General features: G+C 30.7%; 13 protein-coding genes. 5 read left to right on the top strand and 8 right to left on the bottom strand.

Annotation, left to right across the window (positions count from 1 at the left end; all coding sequences use genetic code 11):
• Positions 1–5 precede the first annotated feature (5 nt).
• From HMPREF2663_RS04265 to HMPREF2663_RS04255, 3 genes are all read right to left on the bottom strand, one after another.
• On the bottom strand, positions 6–1,217 hold the full coding sequence (locus tag HMPREF2663_RS04265; RefSeq protein WP_002475291.1) for a putative multidrug effflux MFS transporter TcaB: 1,212 nt from the start codon (positions 1,215–1,217) through the stop codon (positions 6–8).
• Positions 1,218–1,273: 56 nt separating this feature from the next.
• A complete protein-coding gene (locus HMPREF2663_RS04260; RefSeq protein ID WP_002496258.1) occupies positions 1,274–2,662 on the bottom strand; it encodes a glycopeptide resistance protein TcaA in 1,389 nt (462 codons plus the stop codon).
• A gap of 279 nt (positions 2,663–2,941) precedes the next feature.
• Entirely contained in the window at positions 2,942–3,397 is a 456-nt protein-coding gene (locus HMPREF2663_RS04255) for a MarR family transcriptional regulator TcaR (protein WP_070845860.1), read from the bottom strand.
• Positions 3,398–3,584: 187 nt separating this feature from the next.
• Here HMPREF2663_RS04255 and HMPREF2663_RS04250 point away from each other — a divergent pair, with 187 nt between their 5' ends.
• Positions 3,585–4,541: a YdcF family protein gene (locus HMPREF2663_RS04250; RefSeq protein ID WP_002475288.1), complete on the top strand. Its 957-nt coding sequence runs from the start codon at positions 3,585–3,587 to the stop codon at positions 4,539–4,541.
• Positions 4,542–4,752: 211 nt separating this feature from the next.
• Here the strand turns inward: HMPREF2663_RS04250 and HMPREF2663_RS04245 are convergent, their stop codons facing one another.
• Complete coding sequence (locus HMPREF2663_RS04245) at positions 4,753–5,421, bottom strand: ABC transporter ATP-binding protein (RefSeq protein ID WP_002447225.1); 669 nt, start codon at positions 5,419–5,421, stop codon at positions 4,753–4,755.
• Positions 5,421–6,473 carry an ABC transporter permease gene (locus HMPREF2663_RS04240; protein ID WP_002490586.1) on the bottom strand — a complete coding sequence of 351 codons (1,053 nt, stop codon included), beginning with the start codon at positions 6,471–6,473 and terminating at the stop codon, positions 5,421–5,423. Before HMPREF2663_RS04240 ends, HMPREF2663_RS04245 begins: the two co-directional genes overlap by 1 nt.
• A 131-nt stretch (positions 6,474–6,604) precedes the next feature.
• Here HMPREF2663_RS04240 and HMPREF2663_RS04235 point away from each other — a divergent pair, with 131 nt between their 5' ends.
• Together HMPREF2663_RS04235 and HMPREF2663_RS04230 are read left to right on the top strand one after the other, a co-directional pair.
• Entirely contained in the window at positions 6,605–7,279 is a 675-nt protein-coding gene (locus tag HMPREF2663_RS04235) for a response regulator transcription factor (RefSeq protein ID WP_002447223.1), read from the top strand.
• On the top strand, positions 7,272–8,627 hold the full coding sequence (locus tag HMPREF2663_RS04230; protein ID WP_002447222.1) for a HAMP domain-containing sensor histidine kinase: 1,356 nt from the start codon (positions 7,272–7,274) through the stop codon (positions 8,625–8,627). The genes HMPREF2663_RS04235 and HMPREF2663_RS04230 overlap by 8 nt, the downstream gene beginning before the upstream one ends.
• 144 nt (positions 8,628–8,771) lie before the next feature.
• Here the strand turns inward: HMPREF2663_RS04230 and mqo are convergent, their stop codons facing one another.
• Positions 8,772–10,250, bottom strand: coding sequence for a malate dehydrogenase (quinone) (gene mqo, locus HMPREF2663_RS04225; RefSeq protein WP_070845859.1), 1,479 nt, complete (start codon positions 10,248–10,250; stop codon positions 8,772–8,774).
• A 330-nt stretch (positions 10,251–10,580) separates the two neighbouring features.
• On the opposite strand from mqo, the gene HMPREF2663_RS04220 reads away from it, so the two are divergent.
• Positions 10,581–11,726, top strand: coding sequence for a glycosyltransferase family 4 protein (locus HMPREF2663_RS04220; RefSeq protein WP_002447220.1), 1,146 nt, complete (start codon positions 10,581–10,583; stop codon positions 11,724–11,726).
• A 203-nt stretch (positions 11,727–11,929) separates the two neighbouring features.
• Here the strand turns inward: HMPREF2663_RS04220 and HMPREF2663_RS04215 are convergent, their stop codons facing one another.
• Positions 11,930–13,531, bottom strand: coding sequence for an L-lactate permease (locus HMPREF2663_RS04215; protein WP_002447219.1), 1,602 nt, complete (start codon positions 13,529–13,531; stop codon positions 11,930–11,932).
• 349 nt (positions 13,532–13,880) lie between these two features.
• On the opposite strand from HMPREF2663_RS04215, the gene HMPREF2663_RS04210 reads away from it, so the two are divergent.
• Positions 13,881–15,560 (top strand): CDP-glycerol glycerophosphotransferase family protein, encoded by a 1,680-nt coding sequence (locus HMPREF2663_RS04210; RefSeq protein WP_002447218.1) that lies wholly within the window; start codon positions 13,881–13,883, stop codon positions 15,558–15,560.
• 131 nt (positions 15,561–15,691) lie between these two features.
• On the opposite strand, the gene HMPREF2663_RS04205 is transcribed toward HMPREF2663_RS04210, so the two are convergent.
• Complete coding sequence (locus tag HMPREF2663_RS04205; RefSeq protein ID WP_002475292.1) at positions 15,692–16,339, bottom strand: hypothetical protein; 648 nt, start codon at positions 16,337–16,339, stop codon at positions 15,692–15,694.
• Positions 16,340–16,419: the final 80 nt, after the last annotated feature.

The following is a 16,419-nucleotide window of genomic DNA, read 5'->3' as shown; positions in this document are numbered from 1 at the left end:
TTTTATCAATGAATTTTAGCTTTTTTAAATATCTTCACATTAATCAACTGTAAAATCATAAGAATTATTGCTGTAATAACGATAACGATTATATAAGGTATCGCATTACTCTCTCCCTTAATACCAACAAGTGGAGAGATGATGCCACCAAGTAAAGTTTGAAACAATCCCAACAAACTTGAAGAACTACCTTTGGCCCCTTTACTCTCATCCATTGCTATCGAAAATCCTAACGTTGCAATCCCTGTAACTGGTGCCACTAAAACCACAAAGCCACAAGAAAGTATCCAAAAAGTCCAATGGTTGAGTAACGTTAGTGATACGATTATAACACCAATAACTTGTATAGTAGACATGATTCTTAGCAACAGTAATCTATCTATATAGTCAACAAGTTTTCCGGTTAATTGGCTTGAAATAATGAGTGTAACGCCTATAAAAGCAAACATAATACTGAAGTTTAATGGCGTTAAACCATAAATTGTTTGAACTATAAAAGGCGATGCAGAAATATAAGTAAATAGCAATACAAATGACACCCCTTGTATCAACATGGGTAATACAAAGCGGGGTGTTTTAAAAAGTTCTTTGAAATTGATTAGCATTGTACCTATGTTACTATTTACTCTTAGGCTCTTTTCAAGCGACTCAGGTACTTTAAATAAAGTCCCTATTAACATGACAATCCCAAACATTGTTAGTATTACAAATACAATTCGCCATGGCCCATAATTTAAAATGATACCGCCAAGCGCAGGTGCGATAATTGGTGCAATACCATTGACGAGCATTAATAATGATAAAAATTTAGTTAGCGCATTACCAGAGTACATATCACTAGCAATGGCTCTTGAGATGACTGCACCTGCACCACCAGTTAATCCTTGAATAAATCGTAAAATAATCATAATCCATATATTTGTGACGAATATAATACCTAAACTCGCAATAGTAAAAATAATCAGTGAGAAAATTAATGGTTTTTTTCTACCAGTAATATCAGATATGGGTCCAGCCAAAAAATTTCCTAACGCTAATCCAATCATAAAAAAGGAGATAGTGAGCTGAGTTGTAGATGCAGAAATATCAAAATCATGACTAATATTAGGTAGTCCAGGTAAAAACATATCAATAGCCAATGGGCCAAATGCTGTTAATGAACCTAATATAACAATAAAAAGTAATGATTGATTTTCTGACTGATACACCCTTTTCAAGCTTCCTCCCCCTTTAACAAAAATATTTTGAATGTTTGATAAAATCCATTTTGTTTTTATAATTCTTTAACCAACTGCATATTACTATCATCATTATCTATTTCTAATTCATAATCTTTATTTATATAATTCCCTATATGATCAATATGTTGAATAGTTGTTCTTACAGTATGTCCGCTTCGATGAACACTTAACACTTGTGGAGATATCATAGTGACGTTCGTTCGATTTTGGAAATTACTTTTCATTGATGTGTATATAGACGAATTCTTTTTAAAATAACTCGATATAAAGTTAAAATCATTCATATTAAATGCTGAATTCATAGCCGTTGCATAACCAGTAAAAAATTCAGTTAATTTATTTTTCAAACTATTTTCTTCTTTTTCTTTCTTTTCAACATAGCTATTTATTTTATCACTATCAAATTCCAATGTAACTTTCGTATTATCTTTCAAATCGTCTGCACTAATTGTTTTCGTCTCAGAACTAAACGTCTTACCTTTTGCCTTACCAGTTGCAGAAATCGTTATATCTTTTGTTTTTGGATAAGGACCAAATTCTTTAGAATGAGAATAAGTGAATGTACGGTCATTGATTTGAACTTTTTCTGATTTATCACTTAATTTACTCGCACCCTTAAATTTGATATTGATAAATGATTGATCATAATCTTCAGCTACATCTACGGTTTCAGAATGACTTTCTCTAAAGTCAAAATTTAAATGCCCATTGAATGTACCGTTTTCTGTAATTTTCTTAGATGGTAAATGATATGTACCAGGAATAAATTCACCCAAAGGTGTATTTTTATTTGCTTCAGCAATGACAGTTTTCTTTTTTCCACTTGTTCTAAATTCATATTTAGTTTCTACTTTAGGTTTAATAATTGGCTTTTTTGTCGGAGCTGTGAAACTCATATTATCAAAAATTAAATACTTTGTACCATTTTTACTTATTTTAAGTACATCTTGTCCACTTTTCGTTTGTATATAAGATGCCACGCTTGAATTACTTTTATTCAATTTATCTACAGTATTATTGATATCTCGAATATACTTCTTAATACCTACTTCTTTTTTTACATAATAAATATATTGTTGCGCTTCAACATCGTCTACTTTTTTATTTTTAGTACTCAATAATGTAGCAACTTTTTGTGCATCATTATTATCTACAGCATTAACTAATATCTTAGCTTGTGCATTAGGAGAATTATAATTTCTTAAAAGGAAAAATAACACGATAATAAGTATTAAGATAAATACACTAATACCTATCGGAACAATTTTACGAAGACGTATATTGGTAGAATTCTCATTACTCGATTGAGATGATTGGTCTTTAATCTTTCTTTTTTTCTTCTTAGTTAATAGTTGCCCACAGTTTGGACATTGCGATGTATCATCTTTCACTTGATGACCACAATTTGGGCATTGACTCATTTTATCACCTCTACTCATCTCACTACATTATGATTATATTTACATGTTATAAACACATTACCTACTCGATATATTTTACATTTAGCAATGATAAAATACAATTTCCATTACATGTAGTTTTCATTGTAATTCCATTAAAAGAAAGTTACAGACTTATCTAAATTATATAAATAAACGCTAGTCAAAAACATACAGATTTAGTCTCATTTTCTTATTTCCCCACTCATATTATTATATTCCTATTCGTCTCTAACTGTATAGGCTCTTTCACTGATTCTATCAAAGTTTAGAAGTATAAGATTGTATACGATAGTCGATAATTTCTAAAACCTGTCTAACTTTTTCAATTTCCTTACTGTCAAAGTCACTCGTCATATCACTAGCAATATGGCTCATAATCGCTTTTCTCTCTTTAATATATTTCTTTCCTTTATTAGATAATTTAATTATTTTAAGACGTTGGTCAGTATTGGAATGTAGTTTTTCTAATTTAACTAATTCAGCATTGAGCAATTTTTTGACTCTTCGACTAACAGCAGCTTTATTAACACCTTGTTTCTCTGTAATTTGCCCCACAGTTAACGCCTCTATACTTAGCATATTTAACACATGAGATTGCTCAGCTGATATGCCATACTCAGTTTGCAAGTCTTTAAGTAACTTTGCTGTTAATGTATTAACATCATTAATAAATTTTTCTAAAAATGAGATGTGATCTTCTATTCTTCTTACCATTTTTATCCCCTAATTAATCTAAACGATTTATATAAAAAAATTATGTTTAATCCTTTTAAATCATAGCAATAATACCTTAAAATTTAAACCATAAATATGTATTAAAATTGCCATATTCATAAACATTGCTAATTATAATTTCATAAGCTAAATTTATAAGTAATATAACTACTGAGGTATCAAAACAATGTTACTTTTTTTATGTTTTCTAATCGAATTATTACTTATTGTTTTATTATATACGAAACAATCGTTTACTCTTAATTTATTTAGTTTTATCTTATATACCATCATTGGTTTTGTTATGATGACTTATCATGTGGTAACTGTATCAATACCATATGAAATGTTTATCATTGTAATTGTAGCTATGATACTGTTATTGATTAAATATCGTTATATTTTCAAGTTGCAAACAGGTCGTTTTTTTATTTTAAAACTTAGTCACCATTTTTATACTATGGGGCTATTTGCTGTGAGTTGTTTATATATAAGTACTATTCCCCTAATTATCATTAATAGCTTAGCTTTATGGGTCGCAACCATTGCATTTAGTACAATTTACTCGTTTATCGGCTACCTATCTTGGTCTACAGCTTTTGAAAATCATCAATATCATAAACACGTAAAGTTAATTATGGTGCTTGGAGCTGGAATTTTCTCTGAAGAAGTGACTACACTTCTTGCTGCAAGACTTGATAAAGCTTTATCCGTTTATCATTCACAACGAACTAAACCTATCATCATTGTAAGTGGTGGCCAAGGTCCTGACGAACCAATTTCAGAAGCACTTGCGATGAAAAGATACCTTATAGCTCACAACGTTCCGGAAAATTATATATTTATGGAGAATCAATCCACGAATACACGAACCAATTTCTTATACTCTAAATCTATCATTCATTCGATGATGCCTACTTCAAGTCAGATGTTGTGTGTAACAAGTCAATTTCATGTTTTAAGAGCGCTTAAATTTGCTAAAAAAGCTCATCTTTCTTTCGATGGCATTGGAAGTCGTACACCATACCACTTTTTGGCACAATCTATGATTATAGACTTTTTGGGTTTAATGTATCAATATAAAACAATACTTACTATTTATTTCGCTATGTTGTTTTGGCTTGCAATACTACAAACCATATAAACCCCTCTTAGCAAAATTGAATATATTTAAAGAAGCTTGAGACACAAACATGTCACAAGCTTCTTTAATTTATAGTAAGTTATACAACAATTCCACAGTTGGGTTCGGGGCCCCAACACAGAGAATTTCAGTACGAAATTCCTCGGACAAGGCAAGTTGGGGTTCTAGAGTGAAGTATCATTTGTGCTATCTATTCTATCCTACTTCCCTTTTAACTATTTTTTATTTTACCATCGTACAATTCTATAATACGATCAGCGTATTTGAACAAGCTTTCATCATGAGTAATCATGATACCTATCATTTGGTTATCTTTTATTTGTTTTCTGATCATTTCAACAACCTCTTGAGCACGACTAGCATCAAGACTTGCTGTTGGTTCATCTGCTAAAACAATTTTCGGATGATTCATAAGTGCTCTCATAATCGCTACACGTTGTTGTTGTCCACCTGAAAGCATATGTGGGTAGCTATTAAGTTGCTCTTCTAATCCAATTTTTGTTAATAATGCTTTAGCTCTTGCTTGGGCTTCTTTTCTAGACATTCCAGCTTCTTTACCTACTAAGGTAAGTTGGTCTAAAACTTTTAAGTATGGAACTAAATGAGAGGCTTGAAAGATAAAACCAATATCATTTAGTCTTAAGTGCGCTTTATTAGTATGTCGTTCAAATAAGGATTTCCCCTCGTATACTACATCACCTGATGTTTGAGATAACAGACCACCTAAAATAGTCAATAACGTCGTTTTTCCTGAACCTGAAGCGCCATTTAAAATGATGAATTCTCCATCTTTCACTTCAAAATTAATGTCTTTTAACACTTCTGTTTTTGAGCTTTTTTCACCAAATGTTTTACTTATGTCTTTAACAACTAGACCCATTATTGGCCACCTCCAATAGCTTCAATAGGATCAATTTTAATTAACTTAATAAATGATAATGATGTACCGATTAATCCAACTATCATAAATACGACAAGTACAAAGATAATATTTTGCATGTCAATATGGAATGGCATTGAAACTGGCAATATATTACTGATTAGCAAAATGACTACTTCTGCTATAGCTACACCTATAAATGTAATCATTGAAATTTGTAAAATCAATGATGTCAATAAATGCTTTGTAGTAATACCAATTGCTTTTAAAATACCGATTTCAGATGTCTTTTGTATCGTCATTACATAAAAGAATGCGCTTAACACAATCGCCGTAATAACGTATAAACTGATAATCATCATATTCAATGGTGTTTGCTCTGCTTTATAACTTGCGATATTACTTGTTATATCGTCTGTAGTAGCTGTTTGAACGCCTTTGATGTGATTTATTTTATTTTTATCCGATTTAGATAATTGGTTCGTAACATAAAATGTTGCGACATTACTACTTTGTTCTATTTTAGATTGGTCCATCATAACAATGTTACTATGAGAATACATCGTGTTTTTTAATGTACCTACAACTTTATAAGTTGTATCGTCACCTTTGACTTTAACTTTATCGTCTAAATAAAGACCTTCTGCAGTTAGTTTTTCATTTATTGCTATCTGATTTTTATTTTTAGGATAATGACCAGATTTCAAATTTGGCTGATGATTTTTCACGCTGTTTATAGCCATCACGTTTTCTTCGTTTCCATTGATTTTGAAAGTTTTACCTGCCATTTTAAAAGGTTTTTCATCAATAATTTTTGAAATATTGTCTTGTTTACTTTGTGATAGAATAGATTTTTCTAATTGTGGTTCTTTCATTTTTTGAACAACAAATTGATTACCTTTAATTTGATCAAATATTGATATATTTTCTCGTGCTAGGCCTTGAGCAAGTCCACTGATAAATAAAACCATAATCGCCATTAGAAAAATAATGAACATGATTAATATAAATCTGAACTTATAAAATTTAATCTCTTTCCAAGCTAGATTCATTGATATCCTCTCCCGTTTCTTTATATGTTAAGTTTAAGAAGAAAATATGAACTCAATATGAACAAGTATGATTTTGTTCATAATTTTCTTTATCGTAGTATAATTATTAAAAAGTATAGGAGCGTAAACATATGATTAATTGCTTAATCGTAGACGATGATGAAAAGTTATTGCAATATGTTTCAAGTCATTTAGAAAGAGAAAGTATTCAAACACATACTTTCACAAGTGGAGAAGCATCACTAGATTTTCTTGAAAATAAAAATGTTGATATTGCGATAGTAGATATTATGATGAGTGGAATGGATGGTTTTGAGCTTTGTCAGACTTTGAAAGATGATTATCATATTCCTGTCATAATGTTGACAGCTAGAGATGCATTAAGTGATAAAGAACGTGCATTCCTAAGTGGCACTGACGATTATGTCACTAAACCTTTTGAGGTTAAAGAATTATTATTTAGAATTAAAGCTGTCTTAAGACGATATCAAATTAATGCTGATAACGAGTTACAACTTGGCAACTTAATATTAAATCAGTCTTATATGGAAATTACCGTGGGTTCAAAAACGATGAATCTTCCAAACAAAGAATTTCAGTTGTTATTTTTATTAGCCTCTAATCCTAAACATATTTTCACTCGAGATGATATTATTGAAAAAATTTGGGGCTTTGATTATGAAGGAGATGATCGTACTGTTGATGTTCATATTAAAAGATTACGTCAACGTTTATCTAAATTGAAATCATCAGTATCGATTCAAACTGTAAGAGGTCAAGGATATAGGGTGGACCAAAATGTTTAAAACATTATATTCGAGAATTGCTATATATGCAATTACAGTCATTTTGTTTAGTGCATTAATGAGTTTTCTTTTTACGAATATTTATTATCACTTTCATTTGAAAGCTTCTAATGATGCAAAAATTATGCGCACACTTAAAGAAGCTCGTGAATATGAAAGAACACAAAAACCTAAACCTCTAGATACGTATTTGAAACATTTAGGTCAAATGAATTATCAAATTATGACTGTCAACGAACATGGAACCAAACATTTTTATGGGGAAACTTTTCGTAAAAATACTATAAGTCAGTCTGCAATCAAAAAAGTGCTCAACGGTGAAGATTATCACGGTATTAAAAATAAACCTTATGCATTTTTTGTAACAGGGTTCTTCGATAATGAAACGGATAATACAGTAGGTATTCAATTTAAAACAGATGATGGGGCATTAGCAGTTTTTATGCGTCCAGATATCGGGGAAACTTTTAGCGAATTTAGAATTTTCTTAGCTGTATTGATAACACTTTTACTTATTATTTCAATTTCACTAGTCATTGCATCAACATATTCTATTATTAAACCAGTGACCGCATTAAAAAATGCAACAACTCGAATTATGAAAGGTGATTTCAGTACGCCTATCAAACAAACACGTCATGATGAAATTGGAACGCTGCAATCACGTTTCAATACAATGCGTCAAAATTTAGGACAAGTAGATCAAATGAGACAACATTTTGTCCAAAATGTATCTCATGAAATTAAAACACCGCTTACACATTTACAACGATTGCTTACACAACTTGAATTGACGCAAAATGAAGAAGAGAAACAACTATATATCAATGAAATGTTTGAAATCACTAATCAAGTAAGTGAACTAACTAAGGAATTGCTACTTTTATCTGAATTAGATAATGCTTCCCACCTTACTTTTAACGATAATGTCCATTTAAATACTTTAATAAAGGATATTATTAGACATGAACAATTTCGAACTGATGAAAAAGATTTAGTTTTATTTACTGAATTGGAAGATTTGTATTTCCGAGGAAATGAAAGACTATTACATCAAGCTTTCAATAACCTCATCATTAATGCAATGAAATATGCTCCTCAAAATAGCATGATTAATGTCACTCTAACTAGTACAAATCATTTGATTATATTTAATATTGAAAATGATGGAACGATTGCAGAAGAAGATGCGAAACATATCTTCGATCGCTTTTATAAACTGAGTGACGAATCTAGTAGTAATGGTCTAGGTCTTGCCATTACCCAATCAATCATTCATCTTCATCATGGTAACATTACGCTCACTTCAGATGATAAAACACAATTTATTGTAAAACTATTTATTTAGTATGTATTCTTTAAACTATCAATTGGATTCATAACAAAATATGATGTATTTAAAACATTTCATTAATTAAACTATACGCCATATATAAAATCACCATTAAATGATAACTTATTTTTAATCATTTAATGGTGATTTTTTAAAATATTACTTTACATTCAAGTATTTTTTTACTTCTTCATTTATTGAATGATACATATCTTCATGATCTGACAATTTTAAACCAAATGATGGGACCATTTCTTTAATTTTTGGTTCCCATGACTTAAACTCTGATTTGTAACAACGTTGCAAGACATCAAACATGATATCAACAGCAGTCGAAGCACCAGGTGAAGCACCTAATAGTGCTGCAAGTGAACCATCTTCTGATGTTATCACTTCCGTACCAAATTGTAATTGACCTTTAGACTTATCTGTATCTTTAATTACTTGAACACGTTGACCTGCAGTAATTACTTCCCAATCTTCATCTTTCGCTTCTGGTAAGAATACACGCAAATCATTGATCCGTTCTTCATTTGAAAGCATTAATTGAGAAACTAGATACTTCGTCAAATTAAATTCTTTTACGCCAGCACTTAACATTGTAATCATATTATTAGGTTTTACAGATTTAACTAGATCTAAATATGAACCATTTTTCAAGAATTTCGGCGAAAACCCTGCAAAAGGTCCAAATAGTAATGATTTTTCACCGTTAACAAATCGTGTATCTAAATGTGGAACTGACATTGGAGGTGCACCTACCTCGGCTTTACCGTAGACTTTTGCATGATGTCTATGTATGACATCTGGATTTTTACATCGTAAGAATAAGCCACTTACCGGGAAACCACCAATGTGTTTAGATTCCTTAATCTTTGTTTTTTGTAATAAAGGTAAACTTGCACCACCAGCTCCGATAAAGACGAACTTAGATTCATAATTCATTACATTTGATGTATTTAAATCTTTAACCACAACTTGCCAGTTACCATTATTTAATTTTTTTATATCTAAAACTTCATGTTTATAATTAATGCAAACATTTTTTTGTTGTAAATTAGCTATTAACTTTTTAGTCAAAGCACCAAAGTTAACATCTGTACCTGTCTCGTCATACGTGATGGCAATTGCTTCATCTGATTGGCGTCCTTCCATCATTAAAGGAACCCATGAATTAATTTTTTCTGGATCTTGGGATATTTTCATTTTTTCAAATAATACATTTTTCTGTAAACTCGCCACTCGACTTTTTAAAAATTTAACATTTTCTTCCCCTTTGACAAAGCTCATATGTGGCACTGATTGAATAAATTTATCCGGACTTTCAATATGACCTTCACGTATTAAATATGCCCAAAACTGTTTAGATAATTGAAATTGCTCATTGATGTGAATTGCTTTAGTAATATCTACTGAACCATCTTGACCTTCTTTCGTATAGTTCAATTCACACAATGCAGAATGACCTGTTCCAGCATTATTCCAAACATTTGAACTTTCTTCTCCAGGTTGACTCAATCTTTCGAACAATAGTATATCTTTTTCTGGTGTTAATTCTTTTAGTAAAGTTCCTAATGTTGCGCTCATAATTCCGCCACCTATTAAGATGACATCTGTTTTGCTATGTTGAGTATTCATAACAAACACAGTCCCCCTTTTTTAATAAATAAATGGAACGATTGACACTCATAGATGTCGATGTCTTTAATAACATTAAAGCGCTTTCTCTTTATTGCAAAAAATCTAAGCGTCTTTTAAGGAAGTGCTCATTTCTTCCTTATCATAACCATTAATTAAACTAATTTAATTATATATATAAATTGTGTTACACAAAAGAATAAAAGTCAACATTATGAGAATAGCTTCATTACGCAATTCAAATTACAATTGTTTACATGTTACCCCATATATACGAACTAATGTTATAATAACTTAAATATCATAGAAAACAATGAGGTGTTTAACGCAATGAAGTCGTTCACATTTTTTATGCATAATATTTATGCAATGGGCGGAACGGTAAAGTCGGTGACACAACTTGCAAATACACTGGCAGAAAAAGGACATCCTGTAACAATTATTTCAGTTTTTAGAGGCACAGACTCTCCATATTTTGAATTACATTCCGCAATAAAAGTTAAAGTCTTAGTGGATTATCGTTTAAAGCTTAAAAATACTAGAGCTATTACGGCAAATCGTATCAAAAAATATACCCCCTTTTTAAATACAAAAGTGATTTCTCAATTTGAGCCAGGTAAAAGTCAGTTTTCGAGTTATGTAGAGAAAAAAATGATTAAAGCAATCAAGCATATTAAAACTGATGTACTCGTTGGAACAAGAGCTAGCTTTAATATTCTCATTTCTAAATATGCTAAAGCTGAAATAGTGACCATCGCAATGGAACATATGAATTTTGATGCTCACCCTGATCAGTATCAAAAGGAAATTATTGCTGCGTACCGTAATATCAATAAGATTACAACGTTAACAGTCGCAGATCAGCAAAAATATCAATCACAACTTAAAACTCCTGTATATGTTATACCTAATATGGTTACTGAAAAAAGAATTGCTGCTCCAAAGAAAAATCGTATTATTAGCGCCGGACGTTTAGAATATGAAAAAGGGTATGATTTATTATTAGAGAGTATTCGTTTAATACAAGAAGACTTGCGTCAATTGAATTATGACGTTCACATCTATGGTTCTGGTAGTAAGAAAACATTACTTGTTGACTTTATTAATCAATATCATTTAAATGATTTGATTAAAATATATGAGCCAACGCAAGAATTAAATAATAAACTTGCACAAAGTAAAATCGTTGTTGTACCTTCACGCAATGAAGGTTTCGGAATGATTATTTTAGAGGCAATGGTGCAAGATAATATAGTAATAAGTTTTGAAGGCAATGTAGGGCCAGATTCAATCATTAATAACGGAGATAATGGTTATTTAGTAAACTATGAAAATGTGTCTGAACTTGCAAAACGTATCGATTTAACAACACAACATTATAATGAGTTAGATCACATCGTTGAAAATAGTAAAGATACGTTGAAACAATTTAGTCCGGATCATATATATCAATTATTTATGTCTATGTTTAAATAAAAATAGGAGTGAGACTTAGTTCATTTAAAACGAACTGTCTCACTCCTATTTTTCAAATGAGAATTTATATAACAATTGCATCATTTTAAAAGATTACCTAAAATTCGACATCCAAAAGTAAGATATTGAAAGCCCGAAATGAATGGCTTTATAGCTTCATTTCGGGCTTTGTATATGAAAAATACATTTCAATAAATTTTGATTTACAGAATGAATGACAAGATAAATGTCCAGATACAGACAAATACAAGTAATCCAATACTATAACGTAATGTCATTTTAAGTAATTCAGATTCTTTACCTACTTCTTTAACAGCTGCTGTTGCAATGGCAATTGATTGTGGAGAAATAAGTTTCGCCGCAACTCCACCTGCTGTATTTGAAGCTACAAGTAGTGAACCACTTGTACCAATTTGTTGTGCTACAGAAGCTTGAATTGGCGCGAATAAAGAGTTGTTATTAACAACTGAACCAGTCATAAATACGCCGATCCAACCAAGGATTGGTGATAATATTGGGAATATGCTTCCTGCTTTTGAGATACCTTGTCCCATAGCATTACTTAAACCACCATATGTTGTGATTTTTGAAATTGCTAAGATGAAACAAATTGTTATGATTGGTAACCATAATTCTTTAAATGCTTCAACAAATAAACGACCAGCATCACCAAAGTTAACTTTTTTAGCCATTAAAACAGTAATAATAATTGTAATTAAGATTGCTGTACCTGTTTGACCAATTAAGTTTAATGATAAAGTAATTGGTTTGTGTGAAATATTACTGAATGTACCAGGTAAGTCAAAGTTTGCAACTAAAGCAGATAATTTACCTTTTGGTGCAAATAATGCTTTAAATGAAGGTGCACTCCAAATCATAACAATGACAGTTAAGATAATGAATGGACTCCAAGCAAATAAGACTTCTTTACCTTTAAGTTTTTTCGGTGCTTCTGGTTTAACATCTTTTTGAACTCTAAAGATATTCTTAGGTTGGAATTTCTTAGAGAATAAAGCTAATGCTAACATAGAAGCAAGTGATGGAATGATATCAGCTAATTCTGGACCATTAAACACTGTAAGTAATCCTTGTAAAACTGTATAAGTGACAGAAACAACAAGAATTGAAGGTAAAGTTTCTTTAATTCCTTTGAAACCATCTACGATAAAGATAAGCAAGAAAGGAATAAAGAAGTTAATAATTGCTAAAGTTAATGTTGATGTTTGTGAAACTCCCATCGCTTCTACATGACCAGGTAAGTTAAGTGTATCTACAACACCAACCGGAATACCAATTGCACCGAATGCACCAGATGCAGCGTTAGCTACTAAACATAACATAGCTGCTTGTAGTGGTCTAAAGCCAAGTTGCGCTAATAAAAGTGCACAAATTGCAATTGGAACACCAAATCCTGCAGCGCCTTCTAAGAATGCATTAAATGAAAAACCAATTAAAAGAAGCTGAATTCTTTGGTCTTGTGAAATACTTGTAATACTGTCTTGAATAGTTGCGAATTGCCCCGATTTCAAAGTAATCTTATATAATAATACTGCCATAATAACAATATATCCGATTGGGAAGATACCTTGGAAGAAACCTTCAACAACCGCGCCAGAGGCAATTCCTACTGGTAATTTGAAGAAAGGAATTGCAATTAATAATGTAACCACAAGGGTTGTGATAGCAGCATAAATTCCTTTCATTTTAAATACTGTAAGGCACAGTAAAAATAAAATGATAGGGATTGCCGCAATTAAAGATGATAATAGTAAATTACCAAATGGATTAAAAGATTCTACTAACATATTGAACTCTCCTCATTAAATCTTTAGTCATGAAGACTAGGTAGACGCATACTGTCCCCTTATTAATATGTGATAAATACCTATTAAATCAGTACGATCCCCACAAGCATATCGTGACCATTTTCACAAGAAAAATATAACATTTTCTTAAATAATTTACAATGGTGTGACATGAATGTAAAGGGGTATTAAAAATTAATAAACCTTAATATTTATAGTAGTTAAGCGCTTTAATTTCACAGGTTAAAAACATATATATTTATTTTTATGTTATGTTTACATGAATTATATTATGGGCCATGATAAAATAAAAACTAACAAATATCGTTAAGAGATTGAAGGAAGATTTATGATAAAGCAAATAAATATTTCAAATATGGACAAGTTAAAAGAGCAAATGGAACGTGCACTTAGCGACGGCTATACGCATGTCATTCCCTATTCGAATGAAATTCAAATTCATCAGTCCATGATTAAAGCCATCACTTTACCTAAGACTTCATTTTTAGTTGACTATACAATTAACAATTATTATTTAAACGATTGTAAATACTTCGGGTTAGACTTTGTTGATTTTGAGGACTGGGTTAAAAATATTAATTTATATCCAAATGTTATTTATGAAATTAATTCAACATTAGAACTTATTGATAAATTTGAAGTTGAAAATATCTTTGATTTAGCATTATTAACAATTCTAAAAGGGCATATCGCAGTTGAAGGTCATGTCGTATTAGACTTTAAAGAACCATTAAAAACGAGCAAGGGATTTTGGCGCTCATTTGATCGTAATGATTTAACTTATAGAGATAAATTCTTTTTAAACACCATCGCTTATGCACATAAACAAAGAATCCCATTTACGCGTGTACCATTTAACGATCACGATAGTATTAGATATTATGATTCAGTACTACTTAGTACTAAATTTAAAGCTCCAAGATGGTTAGTAACTCCTATTAAGAATTATTCAGTTAGAAAACACAAAGAGATTAGCTATATTTATAAAAAGGATTCATCAAAACTTAAGAACCACGTCGTTTTTCTAGGATTTGATTTTGGGTATCGAGGAAACTCTAAGTATTTATTTAATTACTTTGTTAAACATAATCCTATGATAGAGTCTTACTTTATAACAGATGAGAGAACAGGACCACATTTTATTTCAACCAACGATGAAAATGTGAAGAATTTAATTGAAACAGCTACTTTTGTCATCACGGAAAGCTATATTCCTGACGATATTCACCCTAATGGTAAAATCATTCAATTATGGCATGGGACACCTATTAAAAAACTATTTTTAGATAGTAAAGAGCCACATCAAAATTTAAATATATATAACTACCGAGCTCGAAAATATAATAAATGGACACAACAAGATTATTTAGTTGTAGATTCAGAAGAATCAAAAACATACTTTGAATCAGCGTTTCCTAGTCAAAAAATTGATATATTACCTGTAGGATATCCTAGAAATAATTATTTATTAAATCGTATCAATGATGTAGGTTTACATAAACGTATATTTAGCGAGATAAATATAGATCCTACTAAGCGAGTATTATTATATGCTCCAACATGGAAAACAAATTCATCTGATGATGATGTATTTCCTATTAATGAACAGTTATTAAAACATTATAATGTTATCTATAAAGGACACGTCGAGAGTCAGAATGACTTGGTTCCTGAAGGTGTAATTATTCCGCCTAATAATATTGAAACACAAGACTTAATTATTATTTCAGATGTTGTTTTGACAGACTACTCATCAATTATTTTTGATGCTTTAACCGTAGATAAAAAAGGTTGCTTATATACACCCAATCACTCTCAATATGTCGAAGAACGTGGTGTCTATCAAGACGTAATAGACACCTTAAAACCTGTTTGGTATACCGATGCTGAACTATTAATGAATGATTTAATTACTGATAGCATTCCACAATTAAACAATAAATATACAAATAAAAATAATCAGTCATTTGAATATATTAGTAAACTTATTTCTAATCAATTGAAATAAGTGATTCATCTTATTGATGATTTTCAATATAGAAGCGAGCAAACTCATTATGGAATACAGAAATGATTTTGCTCGCTTTTTATAGTTATCTTAGTATGACTCATTCGTGTTGAAATTCACTTTACTTACAACTAAGGTTGGAAGTTAGGATCTACAACAGTAGGTTGACCTTGTCGATTAAGCGTTACAATTGAGTAAGTATTACTTTTTGATGGATCTTTAAAGCTAAACACATATCTAAATCCATCTTCTGTTTGTTCTATTGAATAATCATTATATGATTTATTTTCGCTTCCATACATATTAGCTTCATTTTTGGCAATGGAAAGTGCAGTTTCAAAATTTGGTAATTGCTGCAAAGCTTGACTGCGGTCGCCCTCAAATGGAGAAAGATATCGAGCAACACGTGTCGCATTTTCACTTTGGTATGGTGCTACATATTTATTCTGATTATCTTGTACTGATTGCTGTTGTTTATTTTGATTATCCGATGAATTTCCGTTTGAATTTGTTGTTGGTCTTTCGCTTGTTCGTTGCTCTCCTACATTTGGATTTTGATTACTTGTTCGTTCTTTATTATTGTTATTTTCCTGATTGTCTTGCTTATTAATCGTATCATTACGTTTCGAATCTTTTTTTGAGTCATGTTGAGATGATGATTTATCCTTTTGTTCTGTTTTGGAACTATCATCTTTATGACTCGATTCATCATTTCCTCCATTGGAACAGCCTACTAACATTAATGATAAAATCGTTGCACTTGCTAATACTTTTTTCATTTGAAACCGCCTCCTACTTTGTCTCTTTATCATGTTGAATTGAATTTCAATTAAAATATTAAAAAGGGCATAATATTAAT

This window comes from Staphylococcus sp. HMSC077D08 (assembly GCF_001837945.1).
In the GTDB taxonomy this organism is placed as follows: Bacteria; Bacillota; Bacilli; order Staphylococcales; family Staphylococcaceae; genus Staphylococcus; species Staphylococcus epidermidis.
The sequence above is the reverse complement of the archived record's forward strand: the minus strand, read 5'-3'. Positions and strand labels throughout refer to the sequence as shown.